Below are 18150 nucleotides of genomic sequence, written 5' to 3'. Positions count from 1 at the left end.
ACCTCATGCTGAGGAGCCCCCGGAACACTCCGGGGGCGTCTCGAAGCAAGGGGTCAATCGCTGGGCCGACTCTTTTCATCTTCACGTGCAAGGCCTCTAGTTGCGCAGGGGCTTGCCGGTTTCCAGGGTGTGCTCGACCCGGGCCAGGGTGCCGGGGGTGCGCACGAGGCGCATGAAGGCTTCCCGCTCCATCTTCAGAACCGCGTCCTCGCTCACCGGCTCGGTATGGTCGGCGCCATCGCCGCCGGTCAGAACGTCGGCGAGTTCGCTCGCCACCACCATGTCGTGCTCGGTCGCTACACCCTTGGCGTAGAGGTCGCGCAGGGCAAAAGCGATGGAGGCCTTGCCGGAGGGGCCGGGCAGGCTGAGCTCGACAGGCTCCGGCGGCTGGTAGCCCTCAACCAGGGAAAGCGCCTTTTCCTTGGCATCGGCCAGCAGACGCTCGCGGTTGAAGGTGACGTGGTCCTCGCCACGCAGGAAGCCCAGTTCCTTGGCCTCGAAGGCGGACTTGGCGACCTGCGCCATGCCGATGGTCTCGAAGGCCTTGGCGACCGGCGGCATCGGTCCCTTGGGGCGCTTGGGGTCGCGGGCGAGACGGCTCAGCAGTTCCTTGCAGCCGCCCCAGGCCGGCACCACGCCGACGCCGGCCTCGACGAGGCCGATGTAGCTCTCGGCATGGGCCTGCACGGCGTCGGAGGCGAGCAGGATCTCGCAGCCGCCGCCCAGCGCCAGGCCGGAGGGCGCGGCCACCACCGGGAAGGGTGCGCGTTTCAGGGCCGTGTAGATCTTCTGGCCCTGGGCCACCATGTCCTCGATCATCGGCCAGGCGCCGACATTGGCGGCGAACATGGCCAAGCCGAGGTTGGCGCCGGCGGAGAAGTGGCTGCCCTCGTTGTAGATCACCAGCGCCTTGTGCTCCTTCGGCACGAACTGAACGGCCTGGCCGATGATCTTGAAGACCTCGGGATCGATGGTGTTGAACTTGGTGTGGATCTCCAGGCAGACGACACCGTCGCCGATGTCCCAGAGAGAGGCCGAGCCGTTCTTCGCCAAGGGCTCGCTGCCAAGCTTCACGTCGGAGAGCAGCAGGACGCCCTCGCCCCGTTCGACATCGGCATAGCCGCCCTCTACGGTCAGGTGCTGCAGGCGGCCGTCCTGGACCCGGTAGAAGCCCTCCGCCGCCGCAGCCTTTTCCAGCAGCGGCGGAACAGGACGCCCTTCGGCCTTCAGCCGTTCGGCGAAGTCGGCGGCGCCCAGTTTGTCGATCAGTTCGAAGGGCCCGAATTTCCAGTTGTAGCCAAGGCGCATGGCCCGGTCGACGGCGGGCACGTCGTCGGCAATCTCCGGCACCAGGGCGGCTGCGTAAGAGAGAGTCCGGGAGAGGACTGCCCAGGCGAACTGCCCGCCCTTGTCGCCATGGGCCACCAGCGCCTTAGGGCCGCCGCGACGGCTGGCGGAGACGCTGGCCAGCGACGGCTTCTGCGCCGGCGCGTAGTCGCCGCTCTCCAGATCGATGGCCTCTTTCACCCGCGCGCCGTTGGCCTTGTTCAGGCGGTAGAAGCCACCCTTGCCTTTGCGGCCCGTGTAGCCCTCGGCAATCATCTTCTCCAGAAGGGGGAAGGGCTTGCGCAGGCCCTGGTAGGGATCGTCCTTGGTCAGGGTGGCGGCGAGCGAGGCGTCCACCTTGGGCATAAGGTCGAGGCCGACCAGATCCAACAGCGCGAAGACACCGGTCTTGGGCACGCCGATGGGCCGGCCCATGACGGCATCGGCCTCCTCGACCGTCAGCCCGCGCTCCAGGGTCTCCACCACCGCGCACTGCAGCCAGAAGGTGCCGATGCGGTTGGCGACAAAGCCCGGCGTGTCGTGACAGAGCACCACGCCCTTGCCGAGCGACTGGTCGGCGAAGGCGGTCATGGTGTCCAGCACCTCGGCCCGGGTTTTCTTCCCCACCACCAGCTCCAGCAGCGGCATGTAGCGCGGCGGGTTGAAGAAGTGGGTGATCAGGAAGTCGCCCTGAAAGCGGGCCGGCATGTCCTGGGTCAAAAGCGACAGCGGCAGGGTCGAGGTGTTGGAGGAGACAATGGAGCCGTCCTTACGCACCGCTTCGATCTTCTCATAGAGGGCGCGCTTGATCTCCGGGTCCTCGATCACCGCTTCGACGATCCAGTCGACCCCGGCCAGCTTCTCCAGGTCGTCCTCGACGTTGCCGGGAGTGACGAGCTTGGCCAGGCGCTTGGACATGAAGGGCGCCGGATCGGCCTTCAGCATCTTGGCGATGGCCCCCTCGGCGAGGGCGTTGCGGTTGCCGCCCTCCTTGGGCACGACGTCCAGAAGCAGCACGGGCACGCCCGCGTTGGCAAGATGCGCGGCGATGCCCGCCCCCATCACGCCAGCGCCGATGACGGCAGCGGATGCGATGGTCATCAGGCCGCCTCCAGCACCGTGGCGATGCCCTGGCCGCCGCCGATGCACTGCGTCGAGAGGGCGAGTTGCTTGCCTTCGCGCTTGAGCAGCTGCGCGGCCTTGCCGGTGATGCGTGCGCCGGTCGCGCCCAGGGGGTGGCCGAGGGCGATGGCACCGCCGTCGATGTTGGTCTTGTCGAGATCGAGGCCCAGCTCGTCGGCGCAAGCCAGCGCCTGGGAAGCGAAGGCCTCGTTCAGCTCGATGATGTCGAGATCGCCGACCGCGATGCCCGCGCGCTCCAGCGCCTTGCGGCTGGCCGCCACCGGACCGATGCCCATGACCTCCGGATCGCAGCCGGCCACGGCGATCGAGCGCAGCTTTGCCAGCGGCTGCAGCCCGTGGGCCTTGGCGTAGTCCTCCGAGGTTACCAGCACGGCGGAGGCGCCGTCGGTGAGCGGAGAAGCAGTGCCGGCGGTGACGCTGCCGTCCGTCGAGAAGGCCGGCTTCAGCTCCGCCAGGGCCTCGGCGGAGGTGTCGGGCCGGATGCAGCCGTCGGCCTCCACCGCCATGCCGTTGGCCTGGATGGGGACGATCTCGTCGCTCAGCTTGCCGGCAGCCTGGGCCGCGGCGGCCTTGACGTGGCTGGAGACGGCAAACTCCTCCTGCCGGCCGCGCGGGATCTGGTGCTTCTGCGCGACGTTCTCCGCCGTTTCGCCCATGGAGATGTAGGCCTGGGGGAACCGTTCGGCGAGGCCGGGGTGGAGCAGCGGGTTGAAGCCCGCCATCGGCACCCGGCTCATGGACTCGATGCCGGCGCAGATAAAGGCCTCGCCGGCGTCCATCTGAATGTTGCCGGCAGCCATGTGGATCGACTGCATGGAAGAACCGCAGAAACGGTTCACCGTCGTGCCGGCAACCGAGATCGGCAGGTCCGCGAGAAAGCCGATCAGCCGCGCCACGTTCAAGCCCTGCTCGCCTTCGGGGAAGGCGCAGCCGACGATCAGGTCCTCGATGTCCTTGGGATCGACCCCGGTCTTGCCGATCAGGCCGCGCACCACCTGGGCCGCCATTTCGTCCGGGCGAACCTTCACAAGGTCGCCCTTGTTGGCGAAGTGAAAGGGGGAACGGGCGTAGCCTGCGATAACAACGTTCTTGTGCATGGGTCGGACCTTTCGGCGTTGAACTCCGGACCGCAGCGCAGATGCCGGCGGCGGAGCGTAAGACGGTTACTCGGCGGCCTCGATACTGGCGCCCTTGGACTTCAGAAAATCCTCCACGTCGGAGGCAATGCTGCGCAATTCGTCGAGCGTCTGCTGCAGATCGCGATGCTGCGCCTCCAGGGTCTCGATGCGATCACGGGCCTTGTTGAGGGTCAGGCGCATCTGTTCGACCTGGCCCGGGTCGCTGTCATAGAGATCGAGCCACTCGGCAATCTCCTTCAGCGAAAACCCGAGGCGTTTTCCGCGCAGGATCAGGATCATGCGTCCGCGGTCGCGGTGCGTGTAGACGCGCGTCTTCCCGGCGCGCTGCGGCGCGATCAGGCCCTTGTCCTCATAGAAGCGCAAGGCCCGCGGCGTGACGTCCAGTTCCTGCGCCAGCTCGGTCACCGAGTAGAGCTTTGTCATGAACGGTTTTGCCCCTGGTTCACCGACCCCGCCTCTTGCGGCGATGCTGCAGCGGCGTGTTTGGCACGCTCCTCGGCGATCAGTTCTTTCTTGGAGAGCTTGCCGATCATGGTCTTCGGCAGCTCGTCCCGGAACTCTGCCTGACGCGGCATCTCCATGGGCGAGAGCTTGTCCTTCAGGAAGTCCTGCAGGGCTTCCAGTGTCAGGTGCTCACCCTCCTTCAGACGGATGAAGGCCTTGGGCACTTCGCCGCGATAGTCGTCCGGCACGCCGATGACCGTGACCTCCGCCACCAGCGGATGCCGGTAGATCGCTTCTTCTATGTGACGTGGGTAGACGTTGTAGCCGCCGGAGATGATCACCTCCTTGAGGCGGTCGATAAGGAAGGTATAGCCCTCCTCGTCCATGTAGCCGACGTCGCCGGTATGGACGCTGCCGGCGCGCAGCGTCTGTGCGGTTTCCTCGGGCCGCTGCCAGTAGCCGGCCATCACCTGGGGTCCGCGGATGCAGATTTCGCCCACCTCGCCCAGGGGCATCAGCTTGTCGGGGTTCTCCAGGGAGCGGATCTCGATGGTGGTGCCGGGCATGGGCAGGCCGATGGAGCCATCCTTCTGCGTTCCGATCAGCGGGTTGCAGGTAACCACCGGGGAGGTCTCGCTGAGGCCGTAGCCCTCCAACACGTTGCAGCCGGTGAGGTTCTGGAAACCCTCGCGCACCTCCTGCGGCAGAGAGGCGCCGCCGGAGAGGCAGTAGTTGATGCAGGAGAGGTCGTAGCGCGCCAGCTTCGGGTAGTGGATGATGGCGTTGTAGAGCGTAGGTACACCGGGAAAGCAGGTCGGCTTGGTGCGGGCGATCGCCTTCAGCAGCATGGTGATCTCGAAGCGCGGCAGCAGAACGATCTCCGCCGCGCCGCGGATGCCGAGATGCATGATCACCGTCATGGCGAAGACATGGAACAGCGGCAGCACCGCCATCATGCGTTCCTTGCCCATCTCGGCGCCGATGAACCAGGTCCAGAGCTGGCTGGTGTTGGCGGAGAGGTTGCCGTGGGTCAGCATCGCGCCCTTGGGCGTACCGGTGGTGCCGCCGGTGTACTGCAGCACCGCGACGTCTTCGACGGCCACTTCCGCCGGCTCGAACCGGCCGTCGTTGTCGATCATGCGGGAAAAGGCGAGATAGCCGTCGTCCTTCGGCATCTTGGCCAGCTCGCCGCGCTTGGCGATGGCGAAGAGCTGGCGCTTTGGGAAGCGCAGGATGTCGCCCATGGCGCAGACCACGACCTTCTTCAGCGGCGTTTTCCTGAAGGCGGTGACCAGCTTGGGCAGCAGCAGCTTCAGGTCCAGGGTGACCGCCACCTCGGCGCCGGAATCCGCCAGCAGGTCGATGACCTCCTCCTCGGCGTAGAGCGGGTTCACGTTGACGACGATGGCGCCCAGCTTCATCAGCGCGAAGTAACAGATCACGTAGTAGGGCGTGTTGGGCAGGAAGAGCGCGACCCGGCTGCGCTTCGCGACCCCCAGATCCTGGAAGCCCCGCGCGGCGCGGTCGACAAGATCGCTGACCTGCTGATAGCTGTAGCGCTTGCCCAGGAAGTCGAGACAGGGCTGGCCGCCGTACCCGGCCACCGCCCGGTCGAAAGCCAGATAAAGCGGTTCCTGAAGCACCGGGCCGTCCCACGTGACGCCGGGCGGATAGCTTTTGTCCCAGGGCTGCCCGGGATCAGCGACACTGGATTGGTCTAGGGCCATGTCTCACCATGCGGTTGTTGTCGGCAGCGATGGTTTGGCGCCGCCGCACCCTGTGCCTCAAACCCGGCGGCGAGCGGCAGGCCCGAAGGCGCACCGCAGAAACCGCCGGCTCACAAGTGTCCGACCAAGTGATTACGACTCTCTATACATGTAACGTTTTGCCAGATAACGTCAAGAACATGACGCATACGTGAACTAGCGGACATTGTGTCAAATTCGGTCAGGTTTCGGCATCGCCGATTGCCACCTGGAAGTGTGTCAGGATGAGATGCTGACGGGAATGGCGAAAAATGCGCCGGCCCGGCCTCCGGGGAAGGGAGAGGCCGGGCCGGCAGCCCGCGCAGGCCTGGGACCGGCCGCCGCTATTCGGGGGACGCTGCGATCACGGCAATGGCGATCCGTCCGAGACGGCTGCTGCTGTGCTCCACCCGGTCGCCCGGTTGCAGGAAGCGCCGGCTTTCCAGATCCCGCTCGATGGCGCGCTCAATCACGTAGTCGCGCGGCGAGGCGACGGAGAGGAAGCCGGCAAGACAAACATAAGCAACCGCCCCGCAGCCGATCTCCCGCTCCGTCGGCGGACGGAACAGGATGCCCGCCGGTGTGCCGGACAGCAGCACCGTGCCCCGGCGAAGCACACCGTCGGCGGTCAGAGGCACAGGGCGGCCTTCGAACACCCAGCGCGCGGCATCGCCGGCCTCCAGCACGAAGCCGGCCATCTGCCGGAAATCGAGGATCATCTCCGCACCGGAACCGGACTGCATCGGCGTGCCGTTCCGGACGGTCGCGATCGCCTCCTCCGAGACAAAGCGGCGCCAGTCTTCGGGCACCACCAGGTAGGGCCCGGTCGGCATGCGGCCCTGACCGCTTTTCGCGTCGCTGAAGCCGAGGCCGCTCAGATTCTCTTCATCGGGCAGGTTGCGCAGCAGCGCCGCGCGGTCGGTGAAGTCGCCGCAGAGAAAGACTCCTTTCAGGGCGGCATCGAAGTCACCGATGTTGCGGATATCCCGGTCGAAGCGCATGCAGAGTTCGACCTCGTAGTCGAAGAGCCCGGCCTCGGCATCGACGCCAAAGGCGCCAAGGGCAGCCGTCGGGCGGGTGAACTTCGGAAAAGCGAAAACGCCGTCGTTGTTCACCTCCTCCCCGTGGTCGGCGAAGTTGGTGCCGAAGGCGATGTGTTCTTCCCCCTGCGCCACCGGCATCAGCCGCTCGACCCCGTAGCGCCGGGCCATGCCCGCGGGGTTGCGCGCCAGTTCGAGCAACGCCGGGCGGCCGAGCCTGCGGATGGCGTCGAAGGCATCGCCGACCTGCCCGTCCAGCAGCGGCGCGAGGTCGATGCCGATCACAGCTTCCTCCGCCTCACCGGTCACCAGCAGCACTGTTTCGGACCCCTCGGCGCCGCCCAGCCGCGCGAAGGTCAGCGCCTCCTCGAAGGGCGCGATCGATCCGGCCGGCTGCGGGCCGACCTCCGCCGTCTCGAGGGACCCGGACGGGGATGCACAGATCAGGAAGTAACCGGCATAGACCGCCGCGACGACCACGGCCGAAACCAGAAGTGCGCATCGTTTCTTGCTGATGGTCATGATGGACTCCCGATTTGCGTCAGAAGGAGAAGGAAATGGCGAGACCGGCGAAGACCTGGTCCGGCGAACCCTCGTCATCGACGACCGGACTGTCGGCGGCATCGCCGACGAGACGGGTGTATTCGAGACGGCCGACGACGCCCCAGCGTTCGGAGAAGGCATAGCCGAGCGAAATCTCCGCCACGACGTCCTTCAGGCCGCCTTCGGCGTCGAACGCCGAGAGGCCGCTGCGCGCGGAGTCGGCCGCGTCGATCCCGAAGTAGGTCTCCGCATAGTCGTCGCTGGCAAAGGTGACGCCGGCATCGAAACCGAAGCGCCAGCGCTGCGCAAAGAAGGTTGCATAGCCGCCGCCGAGGCCGACGGTCAGCCCTTCATGGGTGCCGGTGACATCGGCCAGGACCTCGATGCCAAGTTCCAGTTCGTCCTGCGGCCGCAGGACCTCGACGAACTGGTAGCGCAGAAAGCCGCCCAGTTCGATGGCGTCGTCGATTTCCGACAGGCGGTCGACGGCATTGCTGCTCACGTCGTCGCGGCCCGGACGATAGGTGAAGGAGGGGCCGAACTGCAGCCCCGGCCGGTTGCGCAGGTTGAGCCGCGCGTCGAGGCCGTCGATCTCCAGACCCAGGCCATAGCCCTCGATCCGGCTGATGATGAGGGGCACGGCCTCGTAATCGGAGGCGCCCTCGTACTCCGGCGAGAGAGCGGGGCCGAGCGCGATAAAGCCGCTCACCCCGCCGCCGCCGTCTTCGGACTGGCCGTCCTGGGCCAGGGTTGCGACGGGAAACAGCATGGCGCCGCCGGCAAGCGCCGGCAGTAAGGAACGAAAGGACACGAAGTGCTGCTGCACGTTCCGGAACCTCCTCTTGCATTGTCCACTTGAGAGCTGATCGGCGCCGCCGGCCCGGTGCCGGGTCTTGGCGGCGGTTGTGGCTGCAGTGTGAGCAAGGGCTTACGTTCTGGAAACTCGCATTCCGCAGTGCAGCAAAACCGTGCCGCGCGAACTGCGGGGGCTCAGGAATGCTGCTTTATATAAGCATCGTCAAAAGGATAGACGGGACACCCTGCGCTGCACCCTACTCGCGTTTCGGGCCGCCCAAGGCAGTCGACGGGACCGCGGAAGCGGGTTAACCTGCCTCCAATATGAGTAAATCCTCACGTCCATCCGGGGTCTGCCGCCCGGCCAAGGTACGGCGCCAGCCGCGCCAGGAGCGCTCCCGCGCGATGGTCGACGCCATCGTCGAGGCGACCTGGAAAGTGCTCGCCGAAGAAGGCTATGCCGCAGCCAGCACCAACCGCATCGCCGAGCGGGCCGGCACCAGCGTCGGCTCGCTCTACCAGTACTTCCCCAACAAGGACGCCATCGTCGCCGCCGTGCAGCGGCGCCACCATGCCGACCTCAGTGCCGTGATGGCCGCCGCCTTCGCCGAGGCCGCCGGACAACCGCTGGCGGTCGCCACCCGCCTGCTGATCCGCGCCAGCCTGGACTCCCACCTGCTGGACCCGGACCTGCACCGCACGCTTTCGGAAACCGTGCCGGCCTCGGTGAACCCGGAGACGCGCACGACGCTGCTCAACGGCATTCACGCCCAGATTCGCGGCTGGCTGATGAGCCACCGGGCCGAAGTGACGGTGACGGATTTCGACACTGCGGCCTTCATCATCCTCAACATGGTGGAGTCCTGCTGCCATGCCGCCGTTCTCGGGCAGGGGCCGGCGGTGGATGCCCAGAAGGTCGAAGACGAGCTGACCGCAGCGGTCGTGGGCTACCTGACTCGGTAACGGTCGATCAGGGCCGCAGCACCGCGGCGCCCTGAAGCCGCCCCGCGCGCAGGTCGTCCAGCGCCCGGTTGGCCTCGGCGAGGGGATAGTCGCGGGTGTGGGTCCTGACCGGCACCTTGGGCGCCAGGGCCAGGAACTCCTCGGCATCCCGGCGCGTCAGGTTGGCGACGGAGCGGAGCGTGCGCTCCTCCCAGAGGATGCGGTACGGAAAGCTCGGGATGTCGCTCATGTGTATGCCGGCGCAGACCACGGTGCCGCCGCGCGCCGTGCGTCTCAACGCCTCCGGCACCAGAGCGCCGACCGGGGCGAAGAGAATGGCGGCGTCGAGCTCCTCGGGCGGCGCCTCGCCGGAGGCGCCGGCCCAGGCAGCGCCGAGGCCGCGGGCGAAGCCTTGCGCCTCTTCATCGCCGGGACGGGTGAAGGCGAAGACCTCCCGCCCCTCCCAGAGTGCGACCTGGATCATGATGTGGGCGGCAGCGCCGAAGCCGTAGACGCCGAGGCGCTTCGCCTCGCCGGCCATGCGGTAGGCGCGGTGGCCGATGAGGCCGGCACAGAGCAGCGGCGCCGCCTCGGAGTCGCTGTAGCCCTCCGGCAGGGCGAAGGCATAGCGCGCGTCGGCCAGGCAGTGCTCGGCATAGCCGCCGTCGATCTGGTAGCCGGTGTAGCGCGCTTCGCCGCAGAGGTTCTCCCGCCCCGTCGTGCAGTAACCGCAGGTGCCGCAGGAAAAGCCGAGCCAGGGCACGCCGACGCGCTGTCCGACTTCGAAGCGCTCGACGCCCGCGCCCAGCGCCTCCACCGCGCCGACAATCTCGTGGCCGGGAACGATGGGCAGCTTAGGGTCGGGCAGCTCGCCGTCGACGACATGCAGGTCGGTGCGGCAGACCCCGCAGGCACTGACCTTCAGGCGGATCTGACCGGGGCCCGGCTCGGGCAAAGGAAGGTCTGCCGCTTCCAGTGCGCCGGCGGCCTCGTGACGCAGAACCATCGCTCGCATAGGCCTCAGCCTAGCAAGCACCCCGCCTCAGCGATAGATCAGGGTCGGCAGGAACATGGAAATCCCGGGCACGAAGGTGATCAGCATCAGGACGGCGACCAGCGGTACGAGAAAGGGCACGGTGGAGGCGACGCAACGCTCGAAGGGCACGCCGGAGACCCGCGAGAGCACGTAGATCACCATACCGACCGGCGGCGTCAGCAGGCCGATCATCAGGTTCAGCACCATCACCACACCGAAGTGCACGGGGTCGATGCCGAGCTTGACGACGATCGGCAGCAGCACCGGCACCAGAATGGTGATAGCGGCAATGGTTTCCATGAAACAGCCGACGATCAGCAGGATGATGTTGATCATCAGCAGGATCAGGATCGGGTTCTCGGTGACCTGCAGGATCAAGTCGGCGAAGAGCTCGGTCACCCGGTTGCTGGTGAGGATCCAGGCGAAGATCGAGGCCGCAGCCACGATGAACATGACGATCGCCGTCGTCTCGATGGTGTCGTAGCTGACGCGCAGCAGGCGGCGGATGGTCAGGGTGCGGTAGACCAGCACACCAAGAAGCAGGGCATAGGCCGAAGCGGCGATGGCCGCCTCCGTCGGGGTGAAGACGCCGCCCAGGATGCCGCCGACGATGATCACCGGGGTCAGCAGCGAGAGGAAGGCGCGGCGCAGGCTGCCGAGCAGCAGGCCCCAGGCGAAGCGCGCATCGCGCGGGTAGTTCCGCTTGCGCGCGTACCAGGCGACCATGACCATCAGGGCGGCGGCCATCAGCAGGCCGGGAATGAACCCGGCGGCGAAGAGCTGGCCGATGGAGGCCGAGGCGACGACGCCGTAGATCACCATCGGCAGCGAGGGGGGAATGATCGGCCCGATGGTCGAGGAGGCCGCGGTCACGCCGACGGCAAAGTCCGCGTCATAGCCGGCGTCGCGCATCGCCTTGATCTCGATGGTGCCAAGCCCGCCGGCGTCGGCCACCGCCGCCCCCGACATGCCGGCAAAGACCACGCTGGCACCGACGTTGACGTGGCCCAGCCCGCCGCGCATCCAGCCGACGCAGGCCTTGGCGAAGTCGAAGATGCGGTTGGTGATGCCGGCGGTGTTCATCAGGTTGCCCGCCAGGATGAAAAAGGGCACCGCCAGCAGGGGAAAGGAGTCGACGCCGTTCACCATGCGGTGGATCACCACCAGGTCGGGCACCTGGCCCGACAGCAGGATGAAGACCAGCGACGAAAAGGCCAGTGCAATGGCGATCGGTACCCCGAGCACCAGCAGCACGAAGACCATGATGAAAAGAAGCGCCATCAGCATCGCAAAAGGGTCCCGGTCAAAACGGTCATCTGGTCAATCGATCACCTGGCCAATCGATCATCGGGTCAATCGATCATCTGGCGCCCGCCGGGCCGCGTCAGTGCGGAGTAGCCCTGGCGCCAGTGACGCCAGGCCACGCGCAGCGCATAGAGCGTCATCGCCACGAAGGCAGCGAAAACGACCCAGTAGACCACGTCCTTGCCCAGCTCGATGGAGGCCATCTTCTGGTTGGTTCTGAGCGCCAGCTTGGCGGTGATCCACGTGCAGGCGGCAAAGAAAACCACCCGCAGCAGGTCGACGAAGGTCGAGAAGGCCCGTCCCCAGACACCGGGCAGGTAGCGATAGAAGAACTCGACCGCGATGTGGCTGTTCTTGCGCACGGCAAGGCCGGCACCGACGAAGGTGACGCCGATCAGGAGGTAGCGCGCAATCTCTTCCGTCCAGCCGATGGAATCGTTCAGGACGTAGCGGGAAAAGAACTGGAGAAAGACGACCGCCGCCAGCACCCAGAAGATCACCAGAACGAGCCCGTCCTCCGGCCTGATGTCGCTCAGGTCGATGGCCTTGTCGCCCTCTTCGGACAGGGGGTCTTCGGACAAAGGGTCTTTGGCCGACGGCGGAGCGGGAGGCGCGGGCGGCGCCTCCCTTCCTCCGTTCCGGTCATCGCTCACGTGACGCTCGGGGATGCAATGCTCGGGTCCAGGGCCGGCTACTGGATGGCCTGAAGCTTGTCGTAGGTCGCCTGATCCCAGGTCGCCGCCGGCCCGTTGTGCAGCGGCACCACCGCGGCGCGGAAGGCGGCCCGGTCAACCTCGTTGACCGTCTTGCCCTGGTCGCGGAACCAGGCCACCAGGCTTTTCTCCGCCTCGATGATCTCGTCCGTCGCGCCCTGCGCGGCCTCTTTCAGGACGCCCTCCAGCAGCGCCTTGTCGTCATCGGAGAGGCCGTTCCAGGTCGACCCGGAAACGATGGTCATCAACGCGTCGGTGATATGACCGGTGAGCGTGATGTAGTCCTGGACCTCGTAGAACTTTTTGAACTGGATGGTCGGCAGCGGATTCTCCTGCGCATCCACCACGCCCTGCTGCAGGGCCAGATAGACCTCCGCGAAAGCGATCGGCGTCGGGTTGGCGCCGACGGCCTCCGGGAACATCTTGTAGAGCGGCGCGTTGGGGACGCGGATCTTCAGGTTGTTCATGTCGTCCGGCGCCTTGATCTCCTTGTTCGAGGTCACGTGGCGCTGGCCGTAGTAGGTCAGGGTGATGACTTCGTTTCCGGTGCTGTCGCGGTAGCCGCCGACCATCTCCTGAAACAGGCCGCTGTCCCGGTAGGCCGCCCAGTGATCGTAATCCCTGAACATGTAAGGCGACCCGCCGATGGCGATCGGGCCGTAGGAGCGCCCGGCAAAGAGCTGGCCGGTATAGATGATGTCGACCGTGCCGAGAGTCAGGCCCTCGTTGATGTCGACTTCCTTGCCCAGGGAGGAGGCCGGGAAGACCTCGACCGCATAGCGGCCGTCCGAGCGCTTCTTGACCTCCTCGGCCGCCCATTCGGCCCACTTGTGGTAGGGAGATCCGGTCTCGTAGACGTGGGCCCACTTCAGGGTCTCGGCCGCAACGGCCGGGCCCGAGGGGCCGCCAAGGACGGCGGCTGTGGTGACAGCGGCAGCGACAATCAGAGCTGATGACTTCCACGAAGTCGGCATCGTTTCCTCCCGATGGTTCTTTGTTGAGACGCCACATCCTTGGGATGTGCGCGGTACCGAATAATTGGTCTGACCACCTGATAGCTTGACCTTCCTACCATTCCTTTGCACCCTGTGACCAGAGGGAATCAGCGCGCGCCGGCGCCAGGAACCCTGTAGCCTTCGGGCTCCAGGCGGGAGTCCCGCAGCGTGCCTGCCGAAACGGAGGAAAGCCCAGCGTCATGCCGGTCGAGGCGATTCAGACCAAGCGCCTGTTCCAGCAGGTCTTCGAACAGCTCGCGAAGCTGATCGCCGCGGGGGAGTTTCCAAAGGGCGAACGCCTGCCGGCGGAGCGCGACCTGGCACGGCAGCTGGGCGTGAGCCGGGCCACCGTGCGGGAGGCGATGATCGCGCTGGAGCTTTCCGGCCTCGTCGAGGTGCGGGTCGGTTCAGGAATCTTCGTCGTTGCAACCGAACGCCAGGGCACGCGCCCGGCGGCGTCAGAACCCGGCGGCGCCGACCCGGTTCCCGAACTCGGGCTCGGTCCCTTCGAGTTGATCGAGGCGCGGCGGCTGATCGAAGGCCAGGTTGCCTACCTTGCCGCCCAGCAGATCCAAAACAGCGACTTCGCAGCCCTGGAGGCGAGTCTCAGCCTGATGGCGGAGGAGCACCGCTCCGGCTTTCAGACCGAGAACGGCGACCGGAGCTTTCACGTGGCCATCGCCCGGGCGACCCGCAACAACGCCTTGATCAAGATGGTGGAGTTGCTGTGGGATCTGCGCGAAGCCTCCCCGCTCTGGGCCAAGCTGCACGAGCGGGTACGCGCCGCCCAGGTCCGCCCGGCGTCGCTGGATGACCATATGCGCGTGCTCGATGCTTTGAGAGCGGGCGATCCGATGCGTGCGCGGGAAACCATGGATGCGCACCTGCGCCGGGTCGCCGACGACCTCCTGCGGATCTCGGAGGCGGAGTTTGCCGGCGAAGTCGATGATGAGGAGCGCCGCCGCGGCCAGCGTGCGGTCGGCCGCTAGAAACCGGAACACACAGGACACAGAGCCAAAGCCATGACAGCACCGGACCACGGCGGCGAGACCGCCAGCGCTCAGGGCGCGGGCCTGACCATCCGCCTCAGCCCCCAGGACAACGTGGTGGTGAGCCGCGCCGATATCCTGGAAGGCACCGACGTGCCGGGCGAAGGCGTGACCACGGTCAACCGGATCCCCACCGGCCACAAGCTGGCCATCCGCGCCATCGACAAGGACGCAGCGGTGGTGAAGTACGATCAGGTCATCGGCTTCGCCTCCAAGCCCATCGCGGCCGGTGAGCACGTGCATGTGCACAACTGCTCCATGGGCGAGTTCGAGCGCGACTACGCCTTCTGCGAAGCGGCAAAGCCGACCGAGTTTTTCCCCGACGACCGGCGCGCCACCTTCCAGGGGTACCGCCGCGCCGACGGGCGGGCCGGCACGCGCAACTACATCGGCATCCTCACGTCCGTGAACTGCTCGGCGACGGTGGCGCGCTACATCGCCGAGGCCTTCAACAAGACCGGCATCCTGGAGGACTATCCGAACGTCGACGGGGTCGCCGCCTTCGTGCATTCCACCGGCTGCGGCATGGCCGACAGCGGCGACGGCTACGAGGCGCTGCAGCGCACGCTCTGGGGCTATGCCCGCCACCCCAACTTCGCCGGGGTGCTGATGGTGGGCCTGGGCTGCGAGGTGAATCAGATCCCCTTCCTGTTGGATGCCTATGGCCTGAAGCAGGGCGAGAACTTCCAGACCCTCACCATCCAGCAAAGCGGCGGGACAAGGCGCACGGTGGACGAGGCCATCGAGCGCATCAAGGCCATGCTGCCCGCTGCGGATGCCGCGCGCCGCGAGACGGTGCCGGCCAGCGAACTGACCCTCGCCCTGCAGTGCGGCGGCTCGGACGGCTACTCCGGCATCACCGCCAATCCGGCCCTCGGCGCCGCGGCGGACCTGCTGGTGCGCCACGGCGGTACGGCGATCCTCAGCGAAACGCCGGAGATCTATGGCGCCGAGCACCTCCTGACCCGCCGCGCCGCCAGCCGCGCGGTCGGCGAGAAGCTGATCGAGCGCATCCGCTGGTGGGAGGACTACACCAAGCGCAACGGCGGAGAGATGAACAACAATCCCTCCCCCGGCAACAAGGCCGGCGGCCTGACCACGATCCTGGAGAAGTCCCTGGGCGCGGCGGCCAAAGGCGGCACCACCAACTTGATGGGCGTCTACAAGTATGCCGAGGCGGTGACCGCCAAGGGCTTCGTCTTCATGGACTCGCCCGGCTACGACCCCTGCTCGGTCACCGGCCAGGTGGCATCGGGCGCCAACGTGGTCTGCTTCACCACCGGGCGCGGTTCGGTCTTCGGCTTCAAACCCTCCCCCTCCATCAAGCTCGCCACCAACACGGCCATGTACCGGCGCATGGAAGAGGACATGGACATCAACTGCGGCGGCATCGCCGATGGCGAGGCTTCGGTGGCCGAGGTGGGACAGCAGGTTTTCGAGCGCATCCTGGCAGTGGCCAGCGGCACCCCCTCCAAGTCCGAGGCGCTGGGCTTCGGCGATGCCGAGTTCATCCCCTGGCAGATCGGAGCGGTGATGTGAGCCAGGTTCTGGACGACGCCACGGCGCAACGGGCGAGCGAAGCCCCCGGCGCCCCCCACCGCGTTGCGGCGGCGGCGCTGGAGAACTTCGTCGGCGCGGTGCTGCGCGCCGCCGGGGCCGACGAACCCTCCGCGGAGGCTGCCGTACGGGCCCTGGTCGGCGCCTCCCTGCGCGGCGTCGACACCCACGGCGTGCGCCTGCTGCCGCACTACGTGAAGGTGCTGGAGGGCGGACGGGTGAAGGGCCGCCCGCAGATGCGCTTCGACAAGCGCGCGGCCGCCGTGGGCATGCTGGATGCCGACAACGCCCTGGGACACCTCGCCGGTTACCGCGCCATGGAGGAGGCCGTATGCCTGGCCGAAGACGCCGGCGTCGGCGCCGTCTCGGTGGTCAACTCCTCCCACTTCGGCGCCGCCGGAGCCTACAGCCTGGCGGCGGCGGAAGCCGGCTGCCTGGGGCTCTGCGTCTGCAACAGCGATTCGGGCGTGCTGGCGCACAGCGGCCGGGAGAAGTTTCACGGCACCAATCCCATCAGTTTCGCTGCGCCGGTCGCCGGCGCCCGGCCCTACCTGCTGGACATGGCGACCTCGTCGATCCCCTTTAACCGGGTGCTGCAGTTCAGGGCCCTCGACCGGACGCTCCCGCCGGAGGTGGCGGTCGACGCGGAGAGCCAGGTGACTCGCGATCCCGAGGCCGCACGGGCGCTGCTGCCGCTGGGCGGCAGCACCTACGGCTACAAGGGCGCCGGCCTCGCGGGCATGATCGAGGTGCTTTCCGCTGCGCTCACCGGCATGCGCCTCAGCCACGAGATTCCGAACATGATCGAATCCGACTGGGCCGAGCCGCGGGTGATGGGACAGTTCTTTCTGGCGCTCAAGCCAGAGACCTTCCTGCCGAAAGAGAGTTACGAAGAGCGCATGACCGCCTATCTGGACGCCCTGCGCGGCCAACGGAGCCAGGCGGGCGAAACCGTGATGGCGGCCGGCGACCGGGAGTGGGCGGTCGAGGACGAACGCAGTGCCGGGGGTATTCCGCTCGACGCCCACAACTGGCAGGTCTTCGCCGAACTAGCGGACCGCTTTTCCCTGGAGCCCCTGAGCGCCATCTAAGCGCCATCTGAGCGCGGCTCATCCGGTCAGGTGGTCGCCTTGAGCCGGGTTCTGTGGCACAACAGGGTTCAGGGCCGCAGGACAACACCTCCGGAAAAAGGGGTCGGGCATGAATCTGAAGGACCGTTCACAGGAAGCCGTGCAGGCCGCGCGCGAGGTTCTCGGCGCCGAACTGTCGGAAGAGCAGAAGGCGGCTCTTTCCAAGGTCATCGAAGCGGCGATGGCCGATGCGATGCGGGAAACCGCCCAGCAATCCGGAGAGGCAGCGCTCGCCTGCTGCAGTCACGACAAGGACATGGCGCACAAGATCGCCGATGAGATCGAGCGCTCCAACCAGGCCCTGATCGCGAACCTCTCCAGCCTGCGCTAGGCCGGGACCCTGCGTCCGCCAGCGGCGTCAGCCGCGCGGGAGGACCCGGCGCCCGGAGGAGACCAGGAAAACCAGAGCAGATCCGCGAAGACGCGCGACTAAAGAAAGCGGATCTCGGTCCTGCCATAGCTCGCGCGGAGCTGGCGCAGGATGAAGGTGAGGAATATGAGGAGACCGGCGTACTCCAGGCTCTCCTCCACCGTTGCCAGCAGTCGGTAGCGCAGGCTGTCGATGCCCGCGACCTCGGCCTCGGCCCCCGCCAGCATCTCCATACCGACCGCCCCCGACAGAAAAACGATGGCGGAGCCGATCAGCAGGACGCGATCGAGGCCCCGAAAACGGAGAATGAAGGGCAGGAAGCACACCAGCCCCGGCAGGCAGATGATGAGGGCAGGCAGCGTCCAGGCGAAATAGAAGAGACCGCTGTTTTCGATCCTTGCGGCCAGGGCGGCTGAAATCCACTCGTGCACCATCGCGATCTCGTCGAGCGACAGCAGAAGGAAAATAGCCGCCAGCAGAAACCAGGGTAGCGCCGGCCAAAGACGGTCCTGTGCCGCCTGCGCCGCGACCAGGAAAAGCATCAGGCTGCAGAGCATCATCAGGGCGCAGGAGAACCACGTTGGCAGGCTCGCCTCGGCATCGAGATCCAGCCGATAGATGCGATCGGAAAAGCCGGCCTCCGGGACGAGGAAGATGAGGATGTCCTGCAGCAGGCTGAGCAGGACGATGGTCGCAGCCGCCAGCCACAGCAGGGACAGGAGCCGGCGCGCGCTGATCGTCACGCTGCGCCCTGCAGTGGCAACCCCCGTGACCGCGCCCCTCACCTCCGCCGAAACGGCGGAGGGTTTTTTCGTCGGGTGCTCCAAAGTGGTTGCAGCAAGCTGCGCCATGTCCGGGTCCGGTCGCGGCGAATTGTC

16 protein-coding genes are annotated in these 18150 nt (G+C 66.8%); 5 read left to right on the top strand and 11 right to left on the bottom strand.

The genetic code is table 11. The features are described from left to right. Nucleotides 1-96: 96 nt before the first annotated feature. From ACO06P_RS18775 to ACO06P_RS18750, 6 genes are all read right to left on the bottom strand, one after another. Nucleotides 97-2427: a 3-hydroxyacyl-CoA dehydrogenase NAD-binding domain-containing protein gene (locus ACO06P_RS18775; RefSeq protein WP_420346750.1), complete on the bottom strand. Its 2331-nt coding sequence runs from the start codon at nucleotides 2425-2427 to the stop codon at nucleotides 97-99. Continuing rightward, complete coding sequence (locus ACO06P_RS18770) at nucleotides 2427-3566, bottom strand: thiolase family protein (RefSeq protein WP_420346749.1); 1140 nt, start codon at nucleotides 3564-3566, stop codon at nucleotides 2427-2429. Before ACO06P_RS18770 ends, ACO06P_RS18775 begins: the two co-directional genes overlap by 1 nt. A gap of 66 nt (nucleotides 3567-3632) precedes the next feature. Continuing rightward, nucleotides 3633-4031: a MerR family transcriptional regulator gene (locus ACO06P_RS18765; RefSeq protein WP_420346748.1), complete on the bottom strand. Its 399-nt coding sequence runs from the start codon at nucleotides 4029-4031 to the stop codon at nucleotides 3633-3635. Further along, nucleotides 4028-5695: a long-chain-fatty-acid--CoA ligase gene (locus ACO06P_RS18760; RefSeq protein ID WP_420346747.1), complete on the bottom strand. Its 1668-nt coding sequence runs from the start codon at nucleotides 5693-5695 to the stop codon at nucleotides 4028-4030. Before ACO06P_RS18760 ends, ACO06P_RS18765 begins: the two co-directional genes overlap by 4 nt. Before the next feature lie 446 nt (nucleotides 5696-6141). Continuing rightward, on the bottom strand, nucleotides 6142-7359 hold the full coding sequence (locus ACO06P_RS18755; protein ID WP_420346746.1) for a fumarylacetoacetate hydrolase family protein: 1218 nt from the start codon (nucleotides 7357-7359) through the stop codon (nucleotides 6142-6144). A gap of 19 nt (nucleotides 7360-7378) precedes the next feature. Beyond that, nucleotides 7379-8206, bottom strand: a complete 828-nt coding sequence (locus ACO06P_RS18750; RefSeq protein ID WP_420346745.1) for a MipA/OmpV family protein — start codon at nucleotides 8204-8206, stop codon at nucleotides 7379-7381. Nucleotides 8207-8580: 374 nt separating this feature from the next. On the opposite strand from ACO06P_RS18750, the gene ACO06P_RS18745 reads away from it, so the two are divergent. Then, nucleotides 8581-9138: a TetR/AcrR family transcriptional regulator gene (locus ACO06P_RS18745; protein WP_420346744.1), complete on the top strand. Its 558-nt coding sequence runs from the start codon at nucleotides 8581-8583 to the stop codon at nucleotides 9136-9138. Nucleotides 9139-9145: 7 nt separating this feature from the next. Here ACO06P_RS18745 and ACO06P_RS18740 read toward each other — a convergent pair whose 3' ends face one another. The 4 genes from ACO06P_RS18740 to ACO06P_RS18725 all read right to left on the bottom strand — a co-directional run bounded on the left by ACO06P_RS18740 (nucleotide 9146) and on the right by ACO06P_RS18725 (nucleotide 13145). After that, a complete protein-coding gene (locus tag ACO06P_RS18740; protein WP_420346743.1) occupies nucleotides 9146-10132 on the bottom strand; it encodes a zinc-dependent alcohol dehydrogenase family protein in 987 nt (328 codons plus the stop codon). A 27-nt stretch (nucleotides 10133-10159) separates the two neighbouring features. Beyond that, nucleotides 10160-11440 (bottom strand): TRAP transporter large permease, encoded by a 1281-nt coding sequence (locus ACO06P_RS18735; protein WP_421938143.1) that lies wholly within the window; start codon nucleotides 11438-11440, stop codon nucleotides 10160-10162. 65 nt (nucleotides 11441-11505) lie between these two features. Continuing rightward, nucleotides 11506-12039, bottom strand: a complete 534-nt coding sequence (locus ACO06P_RS18730) for a TRAP transporter small permease (protein ID WP_420346741.1) — start codon at nucleotides 12037-12039, stop codon at nucleotides 11506-11508. A 110-nt stretch (nucleotides 12040-12149) separates the two neighbouring features. Beyond that, nucleotides 12150-13145 (bottom strand): sialic acid TRAP transporter substrate-binding protein SiaP, encoded by a 996-nt coding sequence (locus ACO06P_RS18725; RefSeq protein ID WP_420346740.1) that lies wholly within the window; start codon nucleotides 13143-13145, stop codon nucleotides 12150-12152. Between the two features lie 221 nt (nucleotides 13146-13366). Here ACO06P_RS18725 and ACO06P_RS18720 point away from each other — a divergent pair, with 221 nt between their 5' ends. The 4 genes from ACO06P_RS18720 to ACO06P_RS18705 all read left to right on the top strand — a co-directional run bounded on the left by ACO06P_RS18720 (nucleotide 13367) and on the right by ACO06P_RS18705 (nucleotide 17233). Then, nucleotides 13367-14155 carry a FadR/GntR family transcriptional regulator gene (locus ACO06P_RS18720; protein WP_420346739.1) on the top strand — a complete coding sequence of 263 codons (789 nt, stop codon included), beginning with the start codon at nucleotides 13367-13369 and terminating at the stop codon, nucleotides 14153-14155. A 33-nt stretch (nucleotides 14156-14188) separates the two neighbouring features. Next, complete coding sequence (locus tag ACO06P_RS18715) at nucleotides 14189-15754, top strand: UxaA family hydrolase (protein ID WP_420346738.1); 1566 nt, start codon at nucleotides 14189-14191, stop codon at nucleotides 15752-15754. Next, nucleotides 15751-16863: an Ldh family oxidoreductase gene (locus tag ACO06P_RS18710; protein ID WP_420346737.1), complete on the top strand. Its 1113-nt coding sequence runs from the start codon at nucleotides 15751-15753 to the stop codon at nucleotides 16861-16863. The genes ACO06P_RS18715 and ACO06P_RS18710 overlap by 4 nt, the downstream gene beginning before the upstream one ends. A 109-nt stretch (nucleotides 16864-16972) precedes the next feature. Continuing rightward, complete coding sequence (locus ACO06P_RS18705) at nucleotides 16973-17233, top strand: hypothetical protein (protein ID WP_420346736.1); 261 nt, start codon at nucleotides 16973-16975, stop codon at nucleotides 17231-17233. A 98-nt stretch (nucleotides 17234-17331) separates the two neighbouring features. Here the strand turns inward: ACO06P_RS18705 and ACO06P_RS18700 are convergent, their stop codons facing one another. After that, nucleotides 17332-18123 (bottom strand): hypothetical protein, encoded by a 792-nt coding sequence (locus ACO06P_RS18700; RefSeq protein WP_420346735.1) that lies wholly within the window; start codon nucleotides 18121-18123, stop codon nucleotides 17332-17334. Nucleotides 18124-18150 lie beyond the last annotated feature (27 nt).

It is taken from the genome of Pelagibius sp. (assembly GCF_965227505.1).
GTDB lineage: Bacteria > Pseudomonadota > Alphaproteobacteria > Kiloniellales > Kiloniellaceae > Pelagibius.
Note: the sequence above shows the minus strand (reverse complement) of the source record. Positions and strands in the feature narration are given on the sequence as shown.

Coding starts and splice junctions, on each gene's coding strand:
- ACO06P_RS18775 (WP_420346750.1), bottom strand. CDS start 2,427: ATGACCATCGCATCCGCTGCCGTCATCGGCGCTGGCGTGATGGGGGCG.
- ACO06P_RS18765 (WP_420346748.1), bottom strand. CDS start 4,031: ATGACAAAGCTCTACTCGGTGACCGAGCTGGCGCAGGAACTGGACGTC.
- ACO06P_RS18705 (WP_420346736.1), top strand. CDS start 16,973: ATGAATCTGAAGGACCGTTCACAGGAAGCCGTGCAGGCCGCGCGCGAG.
- ACO06P_RS18700 (WP_420346735.1), bottom strand. CDS start 18,123: ATGGCGCAGCTTGCTGCAACCACTTTGGAGCACCCGACGAAAAAACCC.
- ACO06P_RS18720 (WP_420346739.1), top strand. CDS start 13,367: ATGCCGGTCGAGGCGATTCAGACCAAGCGCCTGTTCCAGCAGGTCTTC.
- ACO06P_RS18725 (WP_420346740.1), bottom strand. CDS start 13,145: ATGCCGACTTCGTGGAAGTCATCAGCTCTGATTGTCGCTGCCGCTGTC.
- ACO06P_RS18715 (WP_420346738.1), top strand. CDS start 14,189: ATGACAGCACCGGACCACGGCGGCGAGACCGCCAGCGCTCAGGGCGCG.
- ACO06P_RS18770 (WP_420346749.1), bottom strand. CDS start 3,566: ATGCACAAGAACGTTGTTATCGCAGGCTACGCCCGTTCCCCCTTTCAC.
- ACO06P_RS18735 (WP_421938143.1), bottom strand. CDS start 11,440: ATGCTGATGGCGCTTCTTTTCATCATGGTCTTCGTGCTGCTGGTGCTC.
- ACO06P_RS18745 (WP_420346744.1), top strand. CDS start 8,581: ATGGTCGACGCCATCGTCGAGGCGACCTGGAAAGTGCTCGCCGAAGAA.
- ACO06P_RS18740 (WP_420346743.1), bottom strand. CDS start 10,132: ATGCGAGCGATGGTTCTGCGTCACGAGGCCGCCGGCGCACTGGAAGCG.
- ACO06P_RS18755 (WP_420346746.1), bottom strand. CDS start 7,359: ATGACCATCAGCAAGAAACGATGCGCACTTCTGGTTTCGGCCGTGGTC.